Below are 19,122 nucleotides of genomic sequence, written 5' to 3'. Positions count from 1 at the left end.
ATATGAAATTTACAATTATAGGTTCAGGAAGTATAAGATTTTCAATGCAGATTATAGGTGATATTGCAAAGACCCCAAATTTTCATGGTTCTACCATATCATTGGTTGATATTCACGAGGAAAGATTAAAAGCCTCTTATATTTTAGCAAAGAAATATGTAGAAGAGCTTGGAGTGGATTTAAATTTTGAGAAGACAGCAAAGCTTGAAGAGGGTATAGAAGGAGCAGATTTTGTTATAAATACAGCAAATCCTTTTCCAAAAGAACATGATGATGGTTTTGTAAAGTACGATATTGTTACAAAGATTGGCGAGAAGCATGGTTATTATAGGGGTATTGATAGTCAGGAATTGAATATGGTATCTACTTACACTTATGTTTTAATTTCTTATTACGATATGAAATTGGCCCTTGACATAGCTAATAATATAAAGAAATATGCACCATCTGCTTGGCTTTTGCAGACAGCAAATCCAGTATTTGAAATAACACAGCTTTTAACACGCGTTACAGATATAAAGGTTGTAGGTATATGTCACGGTTTTAATGGAGTTTTTGAAGTATTCAATACTCTTGGTCTTGATACTAAGGATGTAGAATGGCAGGTTGCTGGTGTGAATCATGGTATATTTTTGAATAGATTTTTATATAAGGGAGAGAATGCTTATCATCTTCTTGATAAATGGATGGAAGAAAAATTATCGAAATGGGAACCTAAGAATCCTTGGGATTTACAGATGAGTCCAGCGTCTCTTGATATGTATAAGTTTTATGGGATGCTGCCCATTGGTGATACATGTAGAAATGGTACTTGGAAATACAATTATAATCTTGAAACTAAAAAAAGATGGTATGGTAAATTTGGAGGCATAGATAATGAGGTTGAAAGGCCTAAATTTCATGAACAATTGAGATTTGGGAGAAGAAGAATGATTGAATTGGCCAATGAAGTTGAGAAAAGTAGAGATATTAAACTTCTTAAACTTTGGCCTGAAATATTTAATAAAGATAAATTAAGTGGTGAACAACATATTCACTTTATGAATGGTATAACTTTTGGAGATAAAAAGAGGTTAATTTTAAATGTTCCAAATAATGGGACTATCTCAGGAATACCTGATGATGTGATAGTAGAGGTGCCTGTATGGGTGGATAAAGAGGGAATACACTATGAAAAAATAGATCCGGATTTGACTCAAAGAATAAAAATATTTTATTTATTACCAAGAATTCTACGAATGGAATGGGTCCTTGAAGGTTTTTTATCAAGAGATATTAAAGTTCTTGAGGAGATATTAGTGAGAGATCCAAGAACAAAATCTTATGAGCAGGTAAAAGAGGTTTTAAATGAAATATTGGATCAATCTTTTAATTATGAATTAAAAGAATATTTAAACTATTGAGGTATTTTGTTTATTAATTTTTTTTAGTAAAATTATTAGTAAAAATATAGAAGGAGGTGTGTTTTATGGGAAAATATGCTATAGGGCTTGATTATGGTACTAACTCTGTTAGAGCTTTAGTGGTTGATATCAATACAGGAGAAGAATTAGGGTCTTACGTTTTTAATTATGAACATGGAGAGGCAGGAATTATTCTCGATCCTAAAAATCCCAATGTGGCAAGACAGCACCCAGCGGATTATATAAAGGGCTTGGAGGTTTCTATAGAGGGGGCTCTCATAGAGGCTGAAAAAAATAATAAAGAATTCAAAAGAGAAGATGTTATAGGAATAGGAATTGATACCACTGGTAGTACACCACTTCCAGTAGATAGAGAGGGAATACCATTAGCTTTTTACGATGAGTTTAAAGATAATATTAACGCTTTAGCATGGCTTTGGAAGGACCATTCCAGTTATGAAGAGGCTGAGGAAATCACGAGATTAGCTAACGAGGGAGGATATCCTTACCTGAGAAAGTATGGAGGAGTATATTCATCGGAATGGTTCTTTTCAAAGATTCTTCACTGTTTACGGGTAGACCCTAAGGTTTTTGATTCTGCTTATACATGGGTAGAGATATGTGATTTTATCCCAGGAGTGCTTACAGGTAAACAGAAACCAGAGGAAATAAAGAGGAGCGTATGTGCAGCAGGTCATAAGGCTATGTATAATCCTGAATGGGGTGGACTTCCAAGCAAAGAGTTTTTAGGAAAATTACACCCAAAGCTTGCTGATTTAAGAGACAGACTTTATGATAAAGCTTATACTTCTGATATACCATTTGGTACTATTTCTCCCTATTATGCAGAAAAATTTAGACTAAGGGGAGATGTGGTAGTAGCAGTTGGTGCTTTTGATGCACACATGGGAGGAGTTGGAGCAGGTATAAAGCCAGGTATTCTTGTAAAGGTTATAGGTACTTCTACATGTGATATGATGGTTGTTCCTAACACTGAGAAAATTCTTGATATACCAGGTCTATGTGGTATTGTAGATGGATCTATACTTCCTGGATATTATGGATTGGAGGCTGGACAATCGGCAGTAGGTGATATATTTAACTGGTTTGTTAAATACTTAACTCCAAGAGAATATTTTGGAGAGGAAGCCCGAAATAAGGATCTTCATCAATTGTTGACTGAGCGTGCTCAAAGATTAAAGACTGGAGAAAGTGGGCTTTTAGCCCTTGATTGGAATAATGGTAATAGGACTGTTCTTGTGGATGCAAAACTAACAGGGCTTCTTATAGGACAGACTTTACATACCCGTCCTGAAGAAATATATAGAGCATTGATTGAAGCTACAGCTTTTGGGGCGAGAGTGATTATGGAAAGATTTGAAGAATATGGAGTAAAAGTAAATGAAGTTATAGCTTGTGGGGGAATTCCTGAAAAGAATCCTTTTATAATGCAGATTTATGCTGATGTTTTAGGTAAAACTATAAAAATATCTTACTCTTCTCAGACTCCGGCTCTTGGGGCTGCCATATTTGGGACAGTTGCAGCGGGGTATGAGAGAAGTGGCTATAGAAATGTGGAAGAAGCCCAGAAAGCCATTTGTAGAGTGAAGGACGTAGTTTATAATCCAAGGAAAGAAGATAGAGAGATATATAATAGATTATATAATCTTTATAAAGAATTACATGACATATTTGGTACAAAAGAAGCATCCTATAACCTATATCATGTTATGAAAGATCTTATTGAAATAAGAGATAAAGTTAAAGGAGTAAAGTAATACTTTATGATATAATACCATTTAATGGGAGATATATATGGATATAATGAATTTTTGAAAAATGAGATTAAAAGAGAGGGATATGTGGGGTATATGTGCTCATATATCCCCCCTGAGATTATTCACGCTTCAGGTTTCAAACCATTATTATTAACTTATGATTCTTTGTATCCAGAGAGAGTAGATTCTTATTTTCCTAAATACTTTTGTCCATATCTTAAAAATATAAGTGAATTTCTTTTAAGGGAAGATATAACCCTTGAAAAAGTAGTTGTTACAGATAGCTGTGATTCTTCAAAGAGAATTTATGAATGTTGGAAAGAATTGGGAATAGTTAAAGATGCATATTTTTTAAAAATTCCCTTTGATAGGAGAGAAGAAGATGTATTATATTTCTCTCAAGAATTGAGAGATCTTTATAAGAATTTTTTAAATGGAAAATCTGAAGATAAAATATTAGAAAGTGTTTCTTATTTTAATAATTTAAGAGAAAAAATAATTTGCCACTCAAATAGTTATTCATTCTTATCTTACTTCTATATTTCTTCTGGAGAGGCTTATATAGAAAAGGAAAAAGATTATGAATATAGAATAAAAGTTTACCTATTAGCTTCTATGATTCCAGTTAGTTTTATCGATTACTTAGAACAATTTGGGATTAAGGTGGAATATATTGACTCATGTTTTGGTAATAAAAATCTGGAAAGGATAGAATCTTATAAAGATGATCCTTATTATAATATTTCTTTTCATTATCTTAATAAAATGTCTTGTATAAGAGATCTGAGTTTAAATAAAAGGTTAGAAAAAATTTTTGTTATAAAGGATAAAATAGATGGTGTAATAATTTACACTCTAAAATATTGTGATCCTATCATATATCATGGAGGTTTATTGAAGAAATTACTAAAAGAGAATAATATACCGACTCTTATCATTGACGATGATTATACCCTTTCTTCCAAAGAACAAATTAGGACACGCATAGAAGCTTTTATGGAGATGTTATATGAACATAGAGAAAATAATATATGAAAAAAATGACCTATTAAAAAAGCTATTAAATTTTAGTCCAGTATTTTGGGGAGCAAAAGCATTTGTACTTAAAAGATATAAAAACGAGCATGTTACAAAGGTTTCTTATCTTTATGCTATAGATTTGGTACGTTCTATCTATAGTAATAAGAAAAAAGTAGTAATGGTAAATATTTTCACACCAACAGAAATTTTCTATGCTTTAGATTTGTATCCATTACTTCCTGAGGTAGCATCTGGTTTTCTAGGGGCTATGGGTTTAATAAGGAGGCCCCTTCAAGAGAGCGAAGAAGTTGTGAGTGCAGCAGATGTATGTAGTGTGCACAGGGGAATTATAGGTTTGGCAAAACTTAATATTTTCCCTAATCCTGATTATCTTGTAACTTATACTAAACCATGTCATTCTCCTATATATTCTTTTAATATTATTAGCAGATTAAAAGGAGGAGAGTACTTTGTCTTAGATTCTTACGATAAAGTAGATCATTTAGCTGAAAATCTTGAGGAATTATATTATTACATGTCTAAAAGGTTGAATATAAAAGATGCAAATGATAAATTAAAAAAGACTATACACCTTTCTAATGAAGCATATAAATATTTTGAAGAGGTTAAAGAACTAAGGAGAGATCATACTGTTATGGATGGCAAAGATTTTCTTGATTTTGCAGCTATGATTTTTTCATCCTTTGGTTCTAAGCATGGGGTTCTATTTTTTAAAACTTTAAGAGACGAGATAAAGAGGAGAATAAAAGAAGGTAAAGAATTAAAACCTAAAATTAGATTATATTGGATGCATCTTGGCCCTTATTTTAAAACCGATTTCTTTTTGTGGATGAGAGAAAAAGGAGCTTATATTGTATTTGAAGAATCCACATCTATATCTTGGGAGATTTTAGATGAAAATAATCCCTTTGAATCGTTAGCCAAAAAAATGCTTAATCTTAAGGCTTTTTCTACTTTAGAGGAGAGATTTAAATTGGGTACAGAGAATGTAAATAAATATAAGGCTGATGGCATAATAATTTTTAATCAATGGGGTTGTAGACAAGGATCAGTACCCTCTTATTTATTAAGAAGAAAATTTATGGAAGAGGGTATTCCTACAATAGTTATAGACGGAGATCTAATTGATGAAACTAATTTTCCGAAAGAGCAAATAAAAACACGTTTGGAGGCTTTTTTTGAGGTGATATCATGAATTACTACTTAGGTGTTGATATTGGATCTACAACTACTAAGATTGTTTTAATATCTGATAGGGGTTTTGATAAAACTGAGATTATTGATTATGGTATACAGGAGACTGGTCCAGATGGAAATAAAACGGCATTGGGGCTTATAAATGATATATTGGATAAGCATGGTATAAGAATGGAAGAGATAAAAAGTATTGTGGCAACAGGATATGGAAGGGTAAAGGTTAATTTTACGGATAAGACTAAGACAGAGATATCTTGTCATGCTAAAGGAGTAAGTTTTATTTTCCCAAATGCAAGAACAATAATAGATATTGGAGGACAAGATTCTAAAGTTATAAAAGTAGGAAAAAATGGGGCAGTTGTTGATTTTGTTATGAATGATAAATGTGCTGCAGGAACTGGGAGATTTTTAGAGATTATGGCAGAAGTTCTTCAGGAAGATCTAAAAAATTTTGGACATATTCACAATATGGTTCCTGATTATGTTGAGATAACTAATATATGTACTGTTTTTGCTGAGTCGGAAGTAATAACACTGATTACAGAAGGTATTGAAAAAGAAAAAATAATAAAAGGCTTAAATTATTCAGTGGCCAAAAGGGCATTATCATTAGCAAAAAGAGTAGGTATAGATAAAGATATAGTTATGAGTGGTGGTGTAGCTAAAAACAAGGGTGTAGTTCAAACTCTTGAAAATTTACTTGGGTTAAATGTGTATGTTCCTGAAGAACCACAAATAATGGGAGCATTAGGAGCTGCACTTTTTGCCAGAGAAATGTAATTTCCTTTATCTTATAGGGGCTGGTCCAGTAGATTTTCTCACTACAAGGTATGTGTGAATATAAGATACTACTTTTTCTCCCTTTTCAATGAGTCTCAATATTAGTTCAGCTGCTTTAGAGCCTACTTCTTGTTGAGGAAAAACCACAGTAGTAAGAGGAGGGTTTACATAGGAAGCCATCATAATATCATCTAATCCTACAATGGATATATCATCTGGTATTTTTAAACCTTGATTTTGAGCTTCTCTTAAAGCTCCTATTGCCATCATATCGTTGGAAGCAAAGACTGCTGTTGGTCTTGGATCAAGCTTTAGTATTTTCCTCATAGCTTCTTCTCCACTTCTCATTTTAAAATCTCCCTCAAATATTCTATCCTCTGGTAAATCAATATGGTATCTTTTAAGAGCCATTTTAAAAGCCCTAAGCCTCGCTTGAGCAGTTTCTAAATCTAATGGTCCTGTAATTATAGCAATATCTGTATGACCTAGATTAACTAAGTGTGTTACTGCTTCAGATATTCCTGACTGAAAATCTACTAAAAGTCCGCTTACATCTAATCCCTCAATATTTCTATCAAAAACTACTACCGGAATTCTATTAAGCTTGAGAAGTTCTATAACTGAATCATCTAATCTATTTGTCATTATAATTACACCATCAACATTTCTATCAATAAATCTTTTTATAGAAGTACATCCAAGGTCTGGATCATAGTCTGTATTACATAAAAATAAGCTGTATCCATGCTTTAAGAGTACATTTTCTACTCCAATCACTACAGCAGGATAAAAAGGATTTGTTACATCACTTATAACTAAACCTATTGTATATGTTTTTTTACATTCTCTTTCTGGAGCATAACCTAATTCTTGTGCTATTTTTAATATCTTCATTTTGGTTTCTGGATTTAATGAACCCTTATTATTAAGGGCAAAAGACACAGCTGAAATAGACACTCCAGCTGCTTTAGCTATATCTTTAAGTTTTACTTTCTTTTTTATCTCCTCTTGTTTCATGGTAATCCCTTTTGTTGAATTAATAAAATTTTATTTTAAACTATACTATTTTTTTTCTTTTTAGTCAACATTTACTCTTGACTTTAAGAAATTTTAAGTTTATATTATTTAGTAAAAGTTTTAGTGAAAAATAAAGATGTATAGTAAGATGAATGTAAAGTTAAAATTTTTTAAGGGTAAGATTTTGATGCAATTAACGTTAATATGAATATAGATATTTTTAAAATTTTGGTGGTTTCTTTGTTCAAGTTTAATTTTATAAGAGTATGGATGTTTAAATTACAGTAATAGCATATATAGACAATGTAAAATTATTAATATACTTTATTCCGGAAAGGTTTCCATAAATTAGTATAAAAGGGGGTAAAAAATGAGACTTAAAAGAACACTATTGTTACTTTCTATATGTATGCTTTTAATGTTGAGTATAGAATTAGGGTCTGAAAATATCGATACATTAGAAGTTGATGCTTCAAAAAGAGGAATAGAAATTAGTCCTATATTATATGGAGTTTTTTTTGAAGACATTAATTACGCTGGTGACGGAGGATTATATGCGGAGCTAATTCAAAATAGATCATTTGAATTTCCTACCCCTTTACATAGTTGGTCTATAAATTCGTTGGGTAAAGATAAAGCTGGATATATTATTGAAAAGAATAATCCTATAAGTTCTAAAAACCCCACATATTTACGAATTGTTATAAGTAGTATTGATAAAGGAGTACTTATTTCTAACCAAGGATATCATGGTATTACTGTAAAAAAGGGAGAAAATTATAGAGTTGCTCTTTATGCCAGAAGTCCAGATGATAGTATAAAAAATATTTTATTTGAAGTATCGGATAGGAAAGGTAATATTGGATTTAGAGGAATTATAGAAGGAATCGGAAAAAATTGGCAAAAATATGAAAAAACAGTAACTTGTGAGAATGAGATAGAAGATGGAAGGTTTGTAATTACTGTTAATCACAAAGGAATATTAGATTTGGATTTTATATCTTTATTCCCTCAAAACACATGGAAAGGTAGAAAAAACGGTCTTAGATATGATTTAGCAAAGTTAGTTGCAGATCTGAAGCCTTCCTTTGTTAGATTTCCAGGTGGATGTTTAGTACAAGGAAGAACAATGGCTGATGCTTATCGTTGGAAGAAGACTATTGGTGATCCATCTGAGAGACCTACAATACCAAACTTTTGGGGATATTACCAGAGTTTAGGTTTAGGATTTTATGAATATTTTTTATTTTGTGAAGATATAGGAGCGGAACCTGTGCCTGTTATAAATTGTGGTATGGCTTTTCAAGGAAGTGGCCCAAATGATATGGTTCCTTTGGATAAACTTGATGAGTATATACAAGATGCTTTGGATTTAATAGAATTTGTCAATGGTTCGGTAAATACAAAATGGGGAGCTATAAGAGCTCAACTTGGGCATCCTGAACCTTTTAATATGAAATTTATAGAGATAGGAAATGAGCAGTGGGGATACGATTATTATGTGAGATATGAGAAGTTTTATGATGCTATAAAGAGAAAATACCCCAATATAAATGTAATTTTTGGGGTAGGTCCTTCTCCAAGTGGTAAAATTTTTGATGATGGGTGGAATTGGGTTAAGAGTAAAGGAAAAGCAGATTTAGTGGATGAGCATTATTATATGGCACCTGATTGGTTCTTATCTAATACTGATAGATATGCCAACTATGATAAAAATTATAAAGTGTTTGTAGGAGAATATGCTGCCCATGGGATAGGAAGAAGAAATAATTTAGAGTCTGCATTATCAGAAGCCGCATATCTTATAAATATTGAGAAATATTCGGATGTAGTAAAAATGATTTCTTATGCACCTCTATTTGGAAAAGAAGGAGCAAGTCAATGGCAACCGAATCTTATATGGTTTGATAATAAATCTTCGTATGCTACACCTAATTATTATGTAATTAAGATGCTAAATGAGAATAGAGGGAAATATATCTTACCTATGAATTTAAATATTCAAGCAGATCCTTCTAAAATGAATATTACAGGAATGATAGGATTAGGATCTTGGCAAACAGCAGTTGAATATAAAGATTTAACAATAATAGATAATATTACTCGAAGCGTACTTCATGAGGATAATTTTAAAGATACTATGAAAAATTGGATTGTTTTTAGAGGTATATGGACACAAAGGAATGGTGTATTCTCTCAATCTACTCTTTCTGAGAATTGTTTCACTATAACAGGAAATAAAGAATGGAAAAATTATACTATTCATGTAAAGGCAAAGAAAAATTCTGGGAGAGAAGGATTCCTTATAATGTTTGGTGTAAAAGATTTTGATAATTTCTACTGGTGGAATATAGGAGGTTTGGGAAATTCTTATACTGCAATAGAAAAATCTGTAAATGGTATAAAAAGTATAGTAGGAAATTCAGCTAATATTAGAGTGATAGAAGATAAATGGTATGATATCAAGATCGAAGTAAATGGGAATAGAATTCGTTGTTACCTTGACGGAGTATTGGTTCACGATGTAGAGGACAAAATGGAAAAGAAAGAAATTTATGCTAGTGCTGTGGAGGATACAAATGGAGATGTAGTATTAAAGGTGGTTAATATTTCAGAAGAAAATAAAAAGCTTAATATTTCTTTAAAAGGAATTTCTAAAAAGGCTATATTACCTGTTGCAGAGGTAATTGTTTTAACTTCTAATGATTTAAAAGATGAAAATTCTATGGATAATCCTAAAAAGATTTTCCCTCAAATTATGAGCTTTAGTGGAGTTGGAGATAATTTTGTTTACGAATTTCCTAAGTATTCTTTGACTATTATTAGGATAAAGAAAAAATAAGTTTGTTAATTCATATTGAGGGGGATGTTGTAATCCCCCTTATCTTCCTATTGACTATTTAAAAGTATGGGGTTAAAATTTAAATAAAAATTTTATTAACTAAGATTATAAAATGATATAGTTTTTATTGAAAATTTTATTTTTATATGTATATGGAAACCTTTCCAGAAATTGAATAACAGGGGGAGGTGATATTTGAAAGATTTTTCAATTCTATGGTGTTTATAAAAGATATAGTTTTAAAATTAAATATTAATTTAAAGGGGGTTTAAAAGATGAAAAAAGCAATAAGTGTATTAGGAGTTTTAGTTATATTGTTGCTGATTGCAGGATGTAATAAAACAGGAGAAACATCTTTACAACAAATTCAACAGATACCACAAAGGCTTGAACTTCCCAAAGGATTAGTGGCTTATTATCCTTTTGATGGAGATTTAAGAGACGCTAATGGTTTGTTAGGAGAGGGTAAAGTTATTGGTCCTAAAGTTGATCAAACAGGTGGACAAGTAAGTTTTGGAGATGGAGTTGTTGGTAAGGCATTAGTTTTAGATGGAAATTCTGGAGTTTTACTTTATGAAGGGTCTATAGAAACATATGAATATTCTATAGCTCTTTGGATTTACCCTGAGGAATTAAACTATTACACTACCGCTTTTTTTGCAGCTGTAAATCCTGATACTTGGATAAGTATTGTCCCCGGAGGTCATTCATTATTTGAAGGTAGAGCTGGTTTTTGGTCTGGAAGTGCATGGTTTGATGGTTGGACAGATGTTAAATTTGAGGTTGGGAAATGGTATCACTTTGTCGTTACAGTAGATAATGGATTAGTTAGAGTATATATAAATGGAGAAAAAAGATTTGAAGGTAAGAAGGTACAAGATTTATTTAGAGGAGATAAAGTTGTAATAACCTTAGGAGTAAATTGGTGGGATCTACCCTTTAAAGGTAAAATTGATGAACTAAGAATTTATAATAAGGTTCTAACTGATGAAGAGGTAAGAGAGCTTGCAAGTTTAGGAAAGTAGATTTTTGTAGATGAAGGGGGAATTAAGTGTATGAGAAAGATAGTTAGCTTAATAATTATAACTTTATTAATAGTTTTTTTATCAGGTTGTAGTAAACCCATAACAACATCTTCTGCAGTATTGTTGGCCCATTATAAATTTGAGGAAGATTTAAGTGACTCTGTAGGAAACTATGGTGAAGGACAAGTTTGTGGAGGTAAAATAGGTGAACCTGGAGGTAATATTACTTACACTGTAGGAATTGATGGAAAAGCGGTTTATTTAGATGGGGCTTCTGGAATACTATTGCCTAATAATTTAATATCTACTTATCAATATAGTATATCGCTTTGGTTAAATGCAGAGACCCTTTCCTATTTTACCCCAGTCTTTTTTGGTGCAGTTAAGAAAGATGTACCAAATGAGTGGTTAAGTATAATTCCAGGTGGACATGATTTATATGATCCTCCAAGTCAACTTGCGGTATGGTCAAATTATAATAATGGACAGGGATGGTATGATGGTAAGACAGGATACACATTAGAAACAGGTAGATGGTACCATATTGCAGTAACAGTAAACAATGGTAATATTAAGATATATATAAATGGTGAAAAGAAATTTGATAATGGTGGTTTTCCAGATCTTTTCACAGGAAAAGATGCTCTTTTTGCTTTAGGAGTAAACTACTGGGATTCACCTTTTAAAGGAGTAATTGACGATTTAAGAGTTTACAATGGTGTTCTGACTGATTCTGAGGTTTTGTCTCTTGCCACAAAACAATAAATATGTTTTTTACATGAGGTAGGAGGGGTTACTAAGCTTCTCCTACCTCATTTTTATATTGAAAAATTTTTAAAAATATAGTATAAATTTTACTAAAAAAAGAGGGAGATTAAAGTGAGACATGTTACAATAAGAGATGTTGCAAAATTAGCTGGTGTTGGAATTGCTACAGCTTCCAGGGCCCTTAATAATAGAGGGGAGGTTAGTCCAGCTACAAGAAAAAGGGTTCTGGAGGCTGCACAAAAATTAGGGTATGTACCTAATTCTCTTGCAAGAGGTCTTTTATCTGGAAAAACAAAAAAAATTGGAGTAATTATTACTACTATATTAAATCCATTTTATGCTAATTTAGTAAGTGGTATAGAAAGCATTCTGGTATCAAGAGGGTATAATTTAATTTTATATAACTCCAACGAGGATCCCAAAAAAGAGAAAGAAGCAATTTTTTCATTAATAGGACAGAGAGTAGATGGCATTATATTAGCTCCTATTGAATATGAATCTCAAAATGTAAAATATCTTTGTGAGAATCAGATACCCTTTGTATTAGTGGCAAGAAGAACAGCTGATGAAAATACAAACTATGTAGTTTGTGATGATTTCTTAGTGGGAAAAATGGCCACAGAACATTTGATAGAAAGAGGGTATAGAAAGATTTTTTTTCTTAACTCATGGAGAAACTCGAGTGCAAAATTAAGGTTAGAAGGATATAAAACTGCTTTAAGAGAGGCAGGTTTATTGATTAATCCGAAACTTATTTATTCTTTACATCCAAATTCAGATTTAAAAGCTATTATAGAGAATATTTTTTCTATGAAAACAAGACCAACTGCTATTTTCTGCTTTTGTGATTCTATAGCTGTAGAAGTTATGAAAATTTTAAAAAATATGAAACTTAGAATACCTGATGATGTTGCTATAGTGGGATGTGATAATTTAGATTATACGGAGTTATTAAATCCGTCTCTTACAACTATTGATATATCAAAGTATGATATGGGTGTAAAAGCAGCAGAAGCTCTTTTAGAGATCTTAAATACTGAAAATGCTGAGAAACATTTATTTCAAAAGGTTTTTACACCTAAGTTGGTGGTAAGAGAATCTACTTAAAATATAAGGAGGTTGTAATGTTATGAAAAAAGCTAAGGTTATACTGGATAAAGATTTTACGATTTCAGAAGTAGATAAAAGGATTTATGGGTCTTTTATTGAACATTTAGGAAGAGCTATATATACAGGGATTTATGAGCCTGGTCATCCTCAGGCCGATGAACAAGGATTTAGAAAAGATGTTATTGAGTTAGTAAAGGTCCTTAAAACTCCAATTATAAGATATCCTGGAGGCAACTTTGTTTCAGGATACAATTGGGAAGATGGTGTGGGACCAAAAGAGCGAAGACCTAAAAGACTTGAGCTTGCTTGGAGAAGTATAGAACCAAATGAGGTTGGGATAAATGAATTTGTAGATTGGACTAAGAAGGTTGGCTCTGAAGTAATGATGGCGGTAAATTTAGGGACTCGTGGTATTGATGAAGCACGAAATTTAGTAGAATATTGTAATTTTCCTGGAGGTACATTTTATAGTGATTTAAGGAAGAAGCATGGTTATCCAGAACCTCATAAAATAAAAGTTTGGAATCTTGGGAATGAAATGGATGGGGAATGGCAGATAGGACACAAATTACCTCATGAATATGGAAGATTGGCAAGAGAAGTAGCAAAAGTTATGAGGCAGGTTGATCCAAACATAGAACTTGTTGTATGTGGAAGTTCTGGTCCTGGTATGCCTACTTTCCCAGAATGGGAGAGACTCGTCCTTGAACATACATATGATGTGGTGGATTATGTATCTTTACATTACTATGCTAATTTTCCAAGTGGTCCTGAGTTTATTGAGTTACCTAATAATCCAGATTTAGCAAGTTTTATGGCAAAGAATTTAGATATGGATAGATTTATTAAGACTGTAGTATCCACAATAGATTATGTAAAGGCTGTTAAAAGAGCTAAGAAAGATATTTATATATCTTTTGATGAATGGAATGTGTGGTATCATTCATTTAATAAAGATAGAAAAATTGAACCATGGCAGATAGCACCGCCTCTTCTTGAGGAAGATTATAATTTTGCTGATGCTATACTTGTGGGATGTATGATCATAACACTTTTAAGACATGCTGATAGAGTTAAAATTGCATGTTTAGCTCAATTGGTTAATGTGTTGGCTCCTATAATGACAGTTAAAGGTGGTATAGCATATAGACAGACTATTTATTATCCTTTCTTGCATGCTTCAAATTATGGACATGGAATAGTTCTAAATCCCAAGATAGATTCTCCTAAGTATGATTCAAGGCTTTACACAGATGTGCCTGTTATAGAAACTATTGCAACATACGATGAAGAAGAAGATACGATAAATATATTTGCAGTTAATAGAGATGCAAAGGAAGATTTGTTGGTAGAGTATAACTTGAAGGGGTTTGAAAAATTTATAGTACTTGAGAATATAGTATATGAAAACAATGATCCTTTTGAAGGAAATACCCCTGAAAATCCTGATAAGGTTGTACCTCATTTAGCAGATAATGCCAAGGTTAACAATAATATTCTTGAGGTTTTACTTCCAAGATTGTCTTGGAACGTTATTAGATTGAAAAAGATAAATTGATGAAAAGGGGTAGTTAATATGCTGTTACCCAAGTTAAGAAAAGAAGTATATGAGATGAATATGGAACTTCCTAAGAATGGTCTTGTTGTTATGACAAGTGGAAATGTAAGTGGAAGAGATTTTGAGACAGGATATATAGTCATAAAACCAAGCGGAGTAAAATATGAAGATTTAACACCAGAAAAGATGGTAGTGTTAGATATTGAAGGAAATATTGTGGAAGGAGATTTAAAACCTTCAGTAGATACTCTTTCACATCTTGTGGTTTATAAAGGCCGTAAAGATATAGGTGGTATTGTTCATACTCATTCACCCTATGCTACAAGCTTTGCATTATTAGGTAAACCTATTCCTGTTTATCTTACTTCTCATGCAGATTATTTTGGTGAAGAAATACCTGTTGCGAGATATGCTTCTCCATTACCATTAGAAGATGTAGGTAATGCGTTATTAGAAGTAATAAATAAAGAGGATAGACCAGAATGGGTAAAGAAGCACTTACCTTTTGTACCAGTAGTGCTTTTAAAAAGTCATGGTGTTTTTACTTTTGGAAGGACACCATCGGAAGCCCTGAAATATGCTGTGATGGTGGAAGAAATTGCTAAGACTTGTTATTTGGCTTTAACAATAGGTAAACTTGATCTTCTTCCTAAGGAAGAGATTGAAAAATGGTTTAAAAGGTTTCATGAGGTTTATGGACAAAAATAAAATAAGGAGGTGATTTTTTTGAAAAATGTTCCTGAAGTGAAACTTGGTATAGTAGCTGTAAGTAGAGATTGTTTTCCTATTGAGCTTTCTCGTAATAGAAAAAATAAAGTAATTGAGGAATGTAATAAAAAAGAAATACCGATAATAAATGTGGAAACAATAATAGAAAACGAAAATGATACTGTTAAAGTATTAAATGAAATTAAAGAAAAAGGGATAAATGCTTTGGTAATTTATCTTGGAAATTTTGGTCCTGAAGGTCCTACATCTCTGCTTGCTCAAAATTTTGATGGGCCTGTTATGGTATGTGCAGCTGGAGAGGAAACGGGTAAAGATTTATTCAATGGTAGAGGAGATGCTTACTGTGGTTTTCTAAGTTTATGTTATAACCTTGGTCTAAGAAATGTAAAAGCTTATATACCACATTATCCTGTGGGTTTACCTTCAGAAATTGCAGAAATGATAAAGGATTTTATACCAATAGCAAGAACTATTCTTGCTTTAAAGAAATTAAAGATTTTCTCTTTTGGTCCAAGACCTCAAGATTTTGTTACAATGCACACACCTATAAAACCCCTATATGATATAGGTATATCTATAATGGAGAATAGTGAATTAGATCTCTACGATGTATATAAGCGAGCTGAAAATGATCCAAGAATTCCTGAAGTGATGGAAGATATGGCTAAAGAACTTGGAACTGGAAATAAATATCCAGAATTGCTAAGAAAATTAGCTCAATATGAAATTGCATTAATTGATTTTATGGAGAAAAACTTAGGTGCTTCTGAATTTGGTATATTTGCAAATAAGTGTTGGCCGGCCTTTGAGAAATATTTTGGTTTTGTTCCTTGTTATATAAATTCAAGACTTGCAACAAGAGGAATCCCTGTTGCTTGCGAGGTTGATGTTTATGGTGCACTTAGTGAATATATTATTTATACTACCAGTGAGATGCCAGCTACTCTTTTAGATGTAAATAATACTGTACCTTATGATCTTATGGAAGAGCAAAAAGATAAAATGAAAGATTATAAACCTACAGATCTATTCATGGGATTTCATTGTGGAAACACTCCTTCTTGTTGTCTTATTGATTATTCTATGAGATATCAATTGATTATGCATAGATTAATGGAGCCAGATAAGGAGCCTAATATTACCAGAGGTACTTTAGAGGGAAGATTAAGACCTGGTGAAATGCTCCTATTTAGGTTACATGCAACTCCTGATGCAAGATTAATCTCATATGTTGCTGAAGGAGAAATTCTTGATATGGATCCAAGATCTTTTGGTAGCATAGGTGTTTTTGCAATTAGAGAGATGGGGAGATTCTATAGATATGTGATGTTAGAAAAGAAATTTCCTCATCACACTGCAGTTGGTTTTAAGCATGTTGCAAGATATATTTATGAGGTGCTGAAACTACTTGGTATAGAGGAAATTTATTATAATTTGGGACCCAATGAAAGATATCCTCATGAAAATCCTTTTTTAAAATAGAGTGAGATAAGGTTCTAAAGGGGAGCATCAATATGTGCTCCCCTTTTTGATGAGTTATATGAAAACCTTTTCGGGTAGGATTAATGTGTTAAATATAAGAAAGAAATTTAGATAAATAAAGGATTTTAAAATTTATACTTGACATTTATGTTTTTGGTTGATAAAATTTTTAATGAAAATTTTATTAAAGTAGGGGAGGTGACCTCTGTGAAAAAGATTCTTCCACTAAGTATCCTTTTGATTCTTCTTCTGTTTATTCTCAATATTTCTTCATCGCAAACCAAAGTTCAAATTACTTTTATGACCCCATTAAGTGGTGCTGATGGAGCATATATGGACCAAATAATACAGAATTTCAACAAGGAAAATCCTGATGTAAATGTGGTCCACATGGTTGTAGGTAGTTCAGTTGAATATAAGCAAAAGTTATCGACTGGTTTAGCTACAAAGTCTGCCCCACAGGTTCTTCTTATTAGAAAGTTTGATTTACCAATGTATCTTAATCAAATGAAGGGATTCACATTAGGAGAATTAGCAAAATACGGAGTGAATATAAAAGATGTATACCCTAATTTATTGGAAGGTTTAGTTAAAGATAACAAGTATTATGGAATACCACTTGATGTATGGATTTTTTACATGGCATACAACAAAGCAAATTTCAAAAAAGCAGGGCTTGACCCTGAGAGGCCTCCAAGAACAAGGGATGAGTTTATTAAGGCAATGGAGGCTTTAAAGAAAATAACACCAAAAGGATTAACACCTTACTATGAAAATCCTACATGGGCTTGGATATTTGTTCATTTTCTCTGGCAATTTGGTGGAGATCTTTTGACTCCTGATTTTAAGAAGCCAGCATTTAAAGATGCAGCTGTTCAAACCCTTAAATTCCTTATGGATCTCCAAGAAAGAGGTATTTTCCCAAAAGCTGCTGTAGATCCTGGTCCACCATTCCAATCAGGTCAAACTTCTGTCTTAATTACTGGAATATGGACTATAAACCCATGGTTGCAGGCTCTTGGAAAGGATTTTGGGTATGCCCCATGTCCACAAGTGGGTACTAAAAAAGCAGTATTTGGTGGTTCCCATATTATAGCTTTGCCTGAAGTTATGGTTCAAGATTCTAAGATATATCAAGCTTCAATGAGATGGGTAAAATATTTATGGGATCATGCTCTTGATTGGTATGCAGCAGGGCAAACTCCTTCAAGAAGGTCTATAGCTACTTCTGATGAATTAAAGAAGAAACTACCCCATATATATGTGGTTGCACAGCAATTACCATATGTAAAAACATTTCAATTCTTCCCTTACATTTCTGAAGTATTAGATGAAATAGCAGTCTATTTAGAGGATGTTCTTATAACAAGAAAATTAACTCCTGAGCAAGCAATGGAAAGAGCTGAAAAAGCTGTGCAGAGAATTCTTGATGATTATTGGTCAACAGCAAGGTAAATATATAAGGGAGAGATATGAAATGGCTACTATGAAACTGAAAATTTTTTCTAATAAAGTGTGGTGGGAGCTTGGGAACTGGGGGTTCCTGCTCCCCCACTTTTTCTTTTTTGTTTTGTTTATTATTATTCCACTTATCTCAAATATACAGATAAGTTTTTATAATTGGAATCTTTTAGGACAAAAAACTTTTGTGGGGTTTCAGAATTTTGTGCGTATTTGGACAGATGATAGATTTTGGCTTGCAGTAAAAAATACAGTAATTTTTGCAGTTGTTAGTATACCGTTAGTAATTATAGTTGCTATGATTATTGCCTTAATACTTAACCAAAAGATTTATGGTAAATTATGGTTATTAATAGCTTTTGTTTCTCCCACATTCTTTGGTTCTGTTGGTATCCTTACAACTTGGAAATGGATATATGCATCTTATCCAACAGGTCTTCTAAATTATTATCTTACAAAATTTGGTATTCTTAGTGAAGCTATTTCTTGGTTTGAGACTCCTGCCAGAGCATGGCTTTGTATAATTATAACCACTGTATGGTGGATTGTTGGATTCAGTGTTTTACTATATCTTGGTGCTTTACAAAGAATACCTCCTGAGCAATATGAGGCTGCAAAAATTGACGGGGCTGGTCCTTGGAGAATTTTCTGGAATGTAACTCTTCCTTGGATGAGAAATGTACTCTTTTTTGATGTTGTAAGACAAGTACTTTTAGCGTTCGGATTATTTGACCAGGTTTATTTCTTTACTGGAGGAGGACCTGCAGGAAGTACAAGGACAATGGTTTATTATCTCTATTTAATTGGTTTTACTCGTCAAGAATTAGGACAGGCTGCTGCTATTTCATGGTATATATTTGCAATTGTGTTAATTTTTGCTTTGATTCAACTTTTTATGCTTACTAAGACAATTAGAAGTGCAGAGGAGTGA

General features: G+C 32.3%; 15 protein-coding genes. 14 read left to right on the top strand and 1 reads right to left on the bottom strand.

What is annotated here, in order from left to right:
* Nucleotides 1-2 precede the first annotated feature (2 nt).
* From aglA to ACY3JM_RS09110, 5 genes are all read left to right on the top strand, one after another.
* Entirely contained in the window at nucleotides 3-1,403 is a 1,401-nt protein-coding gene (gene aglA / locus ACY3JM_RS09130; protein WP_463111318.1) for an alpha-glucosidase AglA, read from the top strand.
* Between the two features lie 65 nt (nucleotides 1,404-1,468).
* Nucleotides 1,469-3,181: a ribulokinase gene (locus ACY3JM_RS09125; protein ID WP_463111317.1), complete on the top strand. Its 1,713-nt coding sequence runs from the start codon at nucleotides 1,469-1,471 to the stop codon at nucleotides 3,179-3,181.
* A gap of 24 nt (nucleotides 3,182-3,205) precedes the next feature.
* The gene (locus ACY3JM_RS09120; protein ID WP_463111316.1) at nucleotides 3,206-4,216 is read left to right on the top strand and encodes a 2-hydroxyacyl-CoA dehydratase family protein; all 1,011 of its coding nucleotides are present in this window, start codon (nucleotides 3,206-3,208) and stop codon (nucleotides 4,214-4,216) included.
* A complete protein-coding gene (locus ACY3JM_RS09115) occupies nucleotides 4,191-5,417 on the top strand; it encodes a 2-hydroxyacyl-CoA dehydratase subunit D (protein WP_463083323.1) in 1,227 nt (408 codons plus the stop codon). The genes ACY3JM_RS09120 and ACY3JM_RS09115 overlap by 26 nt, the downstream gene beginning before the upstream one ends.
* Complete coding sequence (locus ACY3JM_RS09110) at nucleotides 5,414-6,199, top strand: acyl-CoA dehydratase activase (protein WP_463083324.1); 786 nt, start codon at nucleotides 5,414-5,416, stop codon at nucleotides 6,197-6,199. The genes ACY3JM_RS09115 and ACY3JM_RS09110 overlap by 4 nt, the downstream gene beginning before the upstream one ends.
* Nucleotides 6,200-6,205: 6 nt before the next feature.
* Here ACY3JM_RS09110 and ACY3JM_RS09105 read toward each other — a convergent pair whose 3' ends face one another.
* The gene (locus ACY3JM_RS09105) at nucleotides 6,206-7,216 is read right to left on the bottom strand and encodes a LacI family DNA-binding transcriptional regulator (protein WP_463091699.1); all 1,011 of its coding nucleotides are present in this window, start codon (nucleotides 7,214-7,216) and stop codon (nucleotides 6,206-6,208) included.
* Between the two features lie 370 nt (nucleotides 7,217-7,586).
* Here ACY3JM_RS09105 and ACY3JM_RS09100 point away from each other — a divergent pair, with 370 nt between their 5' ends.
* The 9 genes from ACY3JM_RS09100 (at nucleotide 7,587) to ACY3JM_RS09060 (ending at nucleotide 19,122) form a co-directional block, all read left to right on the top strand.
* On the top strand, nucleotides 7,587-10,058 hold the full coding sequence (locus ACY3JM_RS09100; protein WP_463111315.1) for an alpha-L-arabinofuranosidase C-terminal domain-containing protein: 2,472 nt from the start codon (nucleotides 7,587-7,589) through the stop codon (nucleotides 10,056-10,058).
* Between the two features lie 275 nt (nucleotides 10,059-10,333).
* The gene (locus ACY3JM_RS09095) at nucleotides 10,334-11,083 is read left to right on the top strand and encodes a LamG domain-containing protein (protein ID WP_463111314.1); all 750 of its coding nucleotides are present in this window, start codon (nucleotides 10,334-10,336) and stop codon (nucleotides 11,081-11,083) included.
* A gap of 30 nt (nucleotides 11,084-11,113) precedes the next feature.
* Nucleotides 11,114-11,848, top strand: a complete 735-nt coding sequence (locus ACY3JM_RS09090; RefSeq protein ID WP_463111313.1) for a LamG domain-containing protein — start codon at nucleotides 11,114-11,116, stop codon at nucleotides 11,846-11,848.
* 114 nt (nucleotides 11,849-11,962) lie between these two features.
* Nucleotides 11,963-12,958 (top strand): LacI family DNA-binding transcriptional regulator, encoded by a 996-nt coding sequence (locus tag ACY3JM_RS09085; RefSeq protein WP_463111312.1) that lies wholly within the window; start codon nucleotides 11,963-11,965, stop codon nucleotides 12,956-12,958.
* 22 nt (nucleotides 12,959-12,980) lie between these two features.
* Nucleotides 12,981-14,519, top strand: coding sequence for an arabinosylfuranosidase ArfA (gene arfA, locus ACY3JM_RS09080; protein ID WP_463083330.1), 1,539 nt, complete (start codon nucleotides 12,981-12,983; stop codon nucleotides 14,517-14,519).
* Between the two features lie 18 nt (nucleotides 14,520-14,537).
* A complete protein-coding gene (locus tag ACY3JM_RS09075; protein ID WP_463083331.1) occupies nucleotides 14,538-15,227 on the top strand; it encodes an L-ribulose-5-phosphate 4-epimerase in 690 nt (229 codons plus the stop codon).
* Between the two features lie 18 nt (nucleotides 15,228-15,245).
* Nucleotides 15,246-16,730 carry an L-fucose/L-arabinose isomerase family protein gene (locus ACY3JM_RS09070; RefSeq protein WP_463083332.1) on the top strand — a complete coding sequence of 495 codons (1,485 nt, stop codon included), beginning with the start codon at nucleotides 15,246-15,248 and terminating at the stop codon, nucleotides 16,728-16,730.
* Nucleotides 16,731-16,937: 207 nt separating this feature from the next.
* Nucleotides 16,938-18,185, top strand: a complete 1,248-nt coding sequence (locus tag ACY3JM_RS09065) for an extracellular solute-binding protein (RefSeq protein ID WP_463083333.1) — start codon at nucleotides 16,938-16,940, stop codon at nucleotides 18,183-18,185.
* 31 nt (nucleotides 18,186-18,216) lie between these two features.
* On the top strand, nucleotides 18,217-19,122 hold the full coding sequence (locus ACY3JM_RS09060; RefSeq protein ID WP_463083612.1) for a carbohydrate ABC transporter permease: 906 nt from the start codon (nucleotides 18,217-18,219) through the stop codon (nucleotides 19,120-19,122).

This window comes from Dictyoglomus sp. SSW, assembly GCF_055181335.1.
Note: the sequence above shows the minus strand (reverse complement) of the source record. Positions and strands in the feature narration are given on the sequence as shown.

Excerpts from the sequence above, each read along its gene's own strand:
- aglA (WP_463111318.1), top strand. The coding sequence starts at position 3 with ATGAAATTTACAATTATAGGTTCAGGAAGTATAAGATTTTCAATGCAG.
- ACY3JM_RS09125 (WP_463111317.1), top strand. The coding sequence starts at position 1,469 with ATGGGAAAATATGCTATAGGGCTTGATTATGGTACTAACTCTGTTAGA.
- ACY3JM_RS09120 (WP_463111316.1), top strand. The coding sequence starts at position 3,206 with ATGGGAGATATATATGGATATAATGAATTTTTGAAAAATGAGATTAAA.
- ACY3JM_RS09115 (WP_463083323.1), top strand. The coding sequence starts at position 4,191 with ATGAACATAGAGAAAATAATATATGAAAAAAATGACCTATTAAAAAAG.
- ACY3JM_RS09110 (WP_463083324.1), top strand. The coding sequence starts at position 5,414 with ATGAATTACTACTTAGGTGTTGATATTGGATCTACAACTACTAAGATT.
- ACY3JM_RS09105 (WP_463091699.1), bottom strand. The coding sequence starts at position 7,216 with ATGAAACAAGAGGAGATAAAAAAGAAAGTAAAACTTAAAGATATAGCT.
- ACY3JM_RS09100 (WP_463111315.1), top strand. The coding sequence starts at position 7,587 with ATGAGACTTAAAAGAACACTATTGTTACTTTCTATATGTATGCTTTTA.
- ACY3JM_RS09095 (WP_463111314.1), top strand. The coding sequence starts at position 10,334 with ATGAAAAAAGCAATAAGTGTATTAGGAGTTTTAGTTATATTGTTGCTG.
- ACY3JM_RS09090 (WP_463111313.1), top strand. The coding sequence starts at position 11,114 with ATGAGAAAGATAGTTAGCTTAATAATTATAACTTTATTAATAGTTTTT.
- arfA (WP_463083330.1), top strand. The coding sequence starts at position 12,981 with ATGAAAAAAGCTAAGGTTATACTGGATAAAGATTTTACGATTTCAGAA.
- ACY3JM_RS09075 (WP_463083331.1), top strand. The coding sequence starts at position 14,538 with ATGCTGTTACCCAAGTTAAGAAAAGAAGTATATGAGATGAATATGGAA.
- ACY3JM_RS09060 (WP_463083612.1), top strand. The coding sequence starts at position 18,217 with ATGAAACTGAAAATTTTTTCTAATAAAGTGTGGTGGGAGCTTGGGAAC.